Below are 6,658 nucleotides of genomic sequence, written 5' to 3' on the forward strand. Positions count from 1 at the left end.
GATTTCCTGAGCCGTTGCGCGTGGTTTTATCTGAGTGACAGACGTGAACGAAAGCTGTTTGGATCATGCTTTGCTTTGAGTTATCTCCATGATGGCTTAGAGCTATCCTCGAACAAAAGAGTTCCAAAATCAGCACATGACACTGCACCGCAGATCAGAAAGCCTTGCGCTTGGTCACAGCCGATACGACGAAGAAAGGCGAGTTCAGCCTGTGTTTCGACACCTTCGGCGACCACCGTAAGACCTAGTTTTTGACTTAACTCAACCAGACTGCGTAAAGCGGAGGCCAGGTTCTCGTTCTCAACACAGCCATGCACCAGCGAACGGTCTATCTTGAGCTCACTGAAAGGGGTAGAAACCAGATTAAAGTAGGAGCTAAAGCCTTTACCAAAATCATCTTGGGCTAACCCAAAGCCCATCATGCGCAAGCGGCAAGCGCCAGCGTAATAATTGCTGAGTTCTTCTGTGATCGAGCTTTCCATCAGTTCAAACACGATGCTTCGCGGCTCGCCACCATCGGCTATCACATAGTCACGCAAGCGATCAGCCAAGTCGTGGTCATCGAGCAAATGCGTCGGCAAATTGATTGAAACCGGAATATCCCAACCCTGCTGGCGCCACTCTCTTTGCGCTTGCAGGGTTTTTTCCAGCATTAACCACAACAGGCGCTCTTCCAGCCCCTGCTTTATCAACAGTGAGAGAAAGTCTTTGGGCAGTAACAACCCCGCCTGCGGATGAACCCAGCGGACTAAGGCTTCTGCGCTGAGGATATTACCGTTATGTAAAGACTTCTTGGGTTGAAACCAGGCCTGAATCTGGCCATTGTTCATTGCCCGCACAATGCTCTGAGGGTCCACTTCAATCGCCAGCGCGGGGTCGATTTCACCGCTCATACGAAAAATCGCCATCCGTTCCTTTAACCGCATGACGGCATTGAACTCGACAGGTTTGGAAATCAAACCGACCACCGACATGCCCAGATTTTTTGCGGCCAGGCCCGCGCTAATTAACATTCGGCGCGACGACGCACTCATCAACGCCAGCGCCGGTCTTTTTTTTAAGGCGGCAACTTTCTGGATCAGTTGCACCCCATCCATTACAGGCATCAGTAGGTCGGTCAATAGCAGGTCATAGTCATGACGCATCAGGCTTTCCAACGCCTCATCTCCGTCCCACACGGTGTCAACATCAAAGCCGCCCACCTCACTGAAAACATTCATTAAATACTCATGCTGAAAGGGATGATCCTCGACGACCAAGACACGATAGGGCTTCACTGGACCCTCCTTTAGAAGTGCTGAAGACAGTTAAATAAGGTGTGCAGCGTAAAAGGCTTGATCAAACAGTGGTTCATCCCCGCGCTTAGACAGCGCTCACCCTCATCGCGCATGGCATTGGCCGTCGCGCCAATAATGGGCAGTGCCGCTTTCATGGACCTTAACTGGGCTGCCAGCTCATAGCCGTTCATTTTGGGCATGTTGACGTCAGTCAAAACCAAGTCAAACCGCCCCTCCTGCCATAATCCCAAGGCTTCCAGGCCATCACTGGCCAACGTCACTGAACAGCCGAGTTCCTCAAGTTGGTCACGCAAAATCAGTTGGTTAATGACATTGTCTTCCGCGACCAAAACCCGCAGATCCAGTTTCAAATCTGACTTGCCAACCCCTGCCTCAATAGGCGTGTTAATCCGCATACCCTGCGCGTTACTCAGTGCCTGGTATACAGACTGCAAGCTGTTTAGATCGACATGCCAACAAGTCGTGTCCAGATCAAGCGCAACGGACTTATTACTTGCGGCCACGACCACCGGGCCTGTCCAATCTGGCTCTAGCCTTTGCCGGGCTGAGCCGGGATGCAGCTCCAACAGAACAGCGTGCTCAGGAGCCTCGCCAGGTTTGGGGACGCCCAACTGGGCCCGCGCACCCCAGCGACGTAACCAGCCGCAATAGCATTCAGCCAGTTCACGCAGTGGCGATACCACGTAGATAACGTCGGGCGATAACTCGTCCAAAGGGTGGGTATGCAAAGGTTCACGCACCTGCTCCAGCGGCAAATGCAGAGTAAAGCTACTGCCAAGCCCCGGCTCGCTGACAAGGCGCATGCTGCCGTTCATTAAATGCATGAGGCGCTTGCAGATGGACAAACCCAGACCGGTACCCGCCACGACATTTTTTGCTGATTCAATTTGATAAAACGGCTCGAACAAACGGGCCTGTTCTTCATGCGCGATGCCTTTACCGGTGTCCGAGACCTGCCAGCGCAGCATGACGCGTTCATCATCGCGGCTGTCCATTTTGAGCCGCAGGACAATTTTTCCGTTGTCGGTGAACTTGAGGGCGTTATTGAGCAAGTTATTCAAAATTTGCCGAATGCGAGTCACGTCCCCGCTGAGCCATTCGGGCACTGTCGAGTCTATCAAGGCAAACAGTTGCAGCCCCTTGGCTTGCGCCGCACCGCTATAGCCTTGGACCACTTCTTCGATCAGCGCCATAGGGCTGAAGGTATTGAGTTCCAACTGCAATTGCCCAGCCTCAATGCGCGACACATCGAGGACGTCGCAGATCAATTGCAATAAATTGCCAGAAGAACGCTCGATGGCTCTGAGGTAGTTGTTTTGCTGATCATTGAGTTCGGTCCGCGCCAGCAATTCGAGCGTGCCGAGCACGCCATATAACGGGGTGCGGATTTCATGACTCATGGTCGCCAAAAATAAAGTCTTGGCTTCATTGGCCCGATCAGCCAACTGCCGCGCGCGCTCCAGCGTCACCTCAATCTGCTTACGTGCACTGATGTCACTGAACGCACAAATCAGCACGTCCTGCCCGTTGTAACGGGTCGGAGTAAACGCGAGGTACAGAAGACGGCCATCTTCCATCTCAATTTCATCACTGTTGAGCGCGTCATCTTCGTCGAAGGCCCGACGGATCCAGCCATGACAAAGTTTGCCCATCTCAGTGCCGTTACCCAGCCACTGTTGCGAGAGCGAATTCTCTAACACCACGTTGCCATCGACACGGCGAATCACGCACAAGGCGATCGGGGCAACTTGCAACACGGCGCGGTTGAATGCCTCACTTTCAATCAGCGCTTGTATGCGTTTTTCTCCCGGCATGATCAGCCGACGATCAATACGCTCTATGAGCAGGCGTAGCCCAATGCACACGGCAATCCACAACAGCACACAGCCCAGCAGCGGCCAAGCCAGAACCGGAAACAAAGAATTAATATCGACGGCGTAGACGATTTGCCAGCCTGAATACCCCAGCTTTTTGCGAATCGCCAAGCTCTCGGGGATCCATCCTGGGCCGATAAAGCCAAATGCATTTTTGGGTTCCAGCCGGTGCAGAGCGTCGACCAACGTGGACTGCGCAGCATTGGTAAAAATGATCTGCCCTTGCCCATCCAGCAGCATAAAGTCGCCAGCGGTTTCACTGCGAAGCGCTTCTGTAAGGTCCGGCACCTCGACCTCAATGCCCAGCCAGCCGGAAGATACATTACGGTTATCCAGTCGGGTGAATAGATAGAACGGAGAATCCAGCGTCCTGCTGTCAGTCAGCCACAGGTCATCACCAAATGAATAGCTCTGGCTGCCTTCGTCCTCCAAGCGTTGTAACACCTCCTTGGGCAAGGGCTGCAGATTGCTTGACGCATTAAACAGGCGAACGACTTGAGGGGTATCTGTTTGCGGAACATAGAGCAGATTGACTTTGCTCTCATGCAGGTAGTCCGTCATCCGCTGGGTCAACCAGATGCTCCAGTGACCTGCCTCGCTGCCCAGGCTGATGTTCATTTCTTCTTCAGGATCAACACTGACAAATGAGTCATGCCCGCTTTTATCAGGCACCGCTGCCAATACCAGACTCTTGAGCAAGGTCTGACGGCTGACAAAAAAATCCTGAGCATTGAACACCGCCTCGTTCATGAAACTACGGCGAAGGGACACTTCTTGATTAAAAACGGCGCGTAAATAAACGAACGAACCTGCCAGAACAGCGATGATCAAACCATAGGCAAATAAGTGGAGAAGTTTTCGGGCGGCTTTGGGGGTCGATTTCATGCCGCAAGCCTGGCGCTTGAGCAGGGTAAAAATAATCAGATGATTCCTGAAACCACCGGCAGGTCGCCATTTTTGTGAACTGGAGCAAAACAAGGTGTTTTGCTCCAAGGATTTATCGCTTGGCTTAAGCCGGGCGAAGAGCGCTCAAATCCAGACGGCCGTCTTTAAGTGGCGGGCACCAGTAGTAGCCACCGTTCAATGGGCGGCTAAAGCTATAGAGAGCGTCAACGATGCCGTCTTCCATGCCGCTCATGCGGCGCAGTTGAACTTCAAAGGCGTTCAAGGTGCGGCTGAACGAGACAAACATCAGCCCCGATTTACCGTTTTCAGTCCAGGGCATGGACCGGCGCACGGTGAAGGCTTCTGGCGAGAAGCTTTCTTGGGCAGTGCGTTTGACGTGGGCTGACTCCGGCGCGTCGTCGAGTTCTTCGTTGTCGCTTTTGCGGCGACCTATCGTGTTGTCTTGTTCAGATTGCGGGCGGGCTGCAAAGCCGTTTAGGTCGTGCTGCCACTGCTGAACAGCAACAAATACGCCGCCGTCCTGACCGGGGCCAGAGCTCGCGACGACTGCGGCTTCGACCGCAGCTTCATCCACCGGGTTTTCAGTGCCGTCTTCATAGCCGGTCAAGTCGTGATCGGTTCTGTAGCGAAATCCTTCGGTGACTTGCAGCAGGTTGAAGGCTGGCGCCAACGCCACTTCGATGGCCTGACTGCGGTGCAACAACTCACCGCGATCATCACCCAGCAACCACAGCCACAGGGCGTGCTGGGTCGACGGGTTTTCAACCACAGCGTTGAGTGCTGGGAACACCCGCAAACCCTGCACTTTTGCACCCAAGGCCAGTACCAGCGGTGAACCCAAGCCTGCTACAGCGCTTTTGCCGTCTACCCACTGCGACAGCGTGTCGAGTGCAGCCGGCAGTGCTTCTACAGACTTGAGGGCGAAAAACATATAGCGCGCCTGCGATGGCACAGGTTTGGCGAGGATGCCAGGCTGGTAAAGACTCATAGAAACTCCTTCAGGAAAGCCCAGAGTTTACTCTTCACCAGCGACTTTTCGGACACCGAAGGCTATTTTTGTTGGCTCCCGTCCTACGTAGATCAAGTCTTAGGCTGATAGCTGATTAGCAAAACGCCCTACAACATCTACCACCTTTTGCGCACCATCCTGAATTTCAACAATTACCGTACCGGCTTCCGCCGCCAGAGACAGGCCCTCTTCGGCTTGCCGTTTGCCGTCGGCAATCAACGCCACGGCATGGCTTGCCATGTCTTGGTTCTTACGCACCACAGAGATGATTTCTTCGGTGGCCTTGCTGGTGCGTGAAGCCAGTTGGCGCACTTCATCGGCCACTACGGCAAAACCACGCCCTTGCTCACCCGCACGGGCGGCTTCAATCGCGGCGTTAAGCGCCAGCAAGTTGGTTTGCTCGGCAATCGCGCTGATGGTTTTGACGATGCTGCCAATGACCTGTGACTGCTCGTTCAGGGCTTCGATGCCATCGCCCGCTTGCTGCATGTGCTTGGCCAGCTCACGCATCACGTCGACCGCTTGCGTCACGACGATGGTCCCGCGTTGAGCGCTGTTGTCGGTATGCAGCGAGGTACTGTAGGCGATCCCTGCCGCCTCGGACACGGCTTGTTCCTGCTGAACTTGGTCAGTGATGATGGTGGCGAATTTCACCACTTTATAAAGGTTATCGTTGGCGTCGCGCACCGGGTTGTAAGACGCCTCAAGCCAGACTTCACGGCCATGGCTGTCGACACGCCTAAAACGATCAGCGACAAACTCGCCCGCGTTCAAGCGCTTCCAGAAGGTTTCATATTCAGCGCTGTTCTGCTCTTGCGAGGTACAGAAAATACGGTGATGCCGACCCTGAATCTGCGCTAACGAGTAACCCATACCCCGCAGAAAACGGTCATTGGCAGTGAGCACTTCGCCTTTTAGGTTGAACTCGATGACGGCGGTTGAGCGCATCAGCGCGTCCATTAGGTTTTCGTGGTCACGCGAGGCTTCGATGGTGCGCGTCAGATCGCTGGAAAAAATCGAGATGCTCAAAATCTGACCGCTAGAGTTGCGCACCGGCTGCATGATTGAACGCAGCCACGCTTCCTGACCATTGCCCCGAAGTAAACGCACGGTACCGCTGTAATGCTCGCCACGGATCATGGCATTTTTAAAACGCAGATGGTGCTCGTCATGCTTTAAGTGAGCCGGCACCAACTCATCAATATGTCGACCCAAGAGCTGGCTGCTCGAGTAGTTCATTTCGTGAGTGAAGTTGTAATTGACCGACTCGACCCGCCCATCCGGGTCCAGGCTCATGCAGAGCATTTCGCTCTCTAGGCTGTCCTTGATTTGCTGAATTGAGGACAGTTCTTCGCGAAGAGCTGACAGCTCCTGTTTCAAGCGTTTATTAAACATGGGGAATACCAAGGGATGGGAGGCGCGTGATAGAAGCATCGGCTTTCGCCTGCATTTCTAAAGGCTTCCAGACGAGCGGTCATGTGTTGGCCGTTTGAACAACCCAGCCGCTCGCCGTTGTTACCGTTACGGTATTGAGTGGGAGCAGGCTTGCCAGCGATTCCGGCAACTCGGTC

The 6,658-nt window shown here is 53.9% G+C and carries 4 protein-coding genes and 1 pseudogene; all 5 read right to left on the reverse strand.

Going from position 1 to position 6,658, the window contains the following annotated elements; all coding sequences use genetic code 11:
- Positions 1-80: 80 nt before the first annotated feature.
- Complete coding sequence (locus B347_RS0106670; RefSeq protein ID WP_026014023.1) at positions 81-1,277, reverse strand: EAL domain-containing response regulator; 1,197 nt, start codon at positions 1,275-1,277, stop codon at positions 81-83.
- 11 nt (positions 1,278-1,288) lie between these two features.
- Entirely contained in the window at positions 1,289-4,057 is a 2,769-nt protein-coding gene (locus tag B347_RS0106675; RefSeq protein ID WP_033387299.1) for an ATP-binding protein, read from the reverse strand.
- 124 nt (positions 4,058-4,181) lie between these two features.
- Positions 4,182-5,066, reverse strand: coding sequence for a Dyp-type peroxidase (locus B347_RS0106680; protein WP_019408930.1), 885 nt, complete (start codon positions 5,064-5,066; stop codon positions 4,182-4,184).
- A 99-nt stretch (positions 5,067-5,165) separates the two neighbouring features.
- Positions 5,166-5,597 carry a methyl-accepting chemotaxis protein gene (locus tag B347_RS27135; protein WP_423812773.1) on the reverse strand — a complete coding sequence of 144 codons (432 nt, stop codon included), beginning with the start codon at positions 5,595-5,597 and terminating at the stop codon, positions 5,166-5,168.
- 108 nt (positions 5,598-5,705) lie between these two features.
- Positions 5,706-6,521, reverse strand: a pseudogene (locus B347_RS27140) (PAS domain-containing protein); the annotation flags it as partial.
- Positions 6,522-6,658 lie beyond the last annotated feature (137 nt).

This window comes from Pseudomonas psychrophila HA-4, assembly GCF_000282975.1.
GTDB classification, from domain to species: Bacteria; Pseudomonadota; Gammaproteobacteria; order Pseudomonadales; family Pseudomonadaceae; genus Aquipseudomonas; species Aquipseudomonas psychrophila_A.

Bases quoted from the DNA above. Each gene is read 5' to 3' on its own strand.
- B347_RS0106675 (WP_033387299.1), bottom strand. From the start codon at position 4,057: ATGAAATCGACCCCCAAAGCCGCCCGAAAACTTCTCCACTTATTTGCC.
- B347_RS0106680 (WP_019408930.1), bottom strand. From the start codon at position 5,066: ATGAGTCTTTACCAGCCTGGCATCCTCGCCAAACCTGTGCCATCGCAG.
- B347_RS27135 (WP_423812773.1), bottom strand. From the start codon at position 5,597: ATGCGTGAGCTGGCCAAGCACATGCAGCAAGCGGGCGATGGCATCGAA.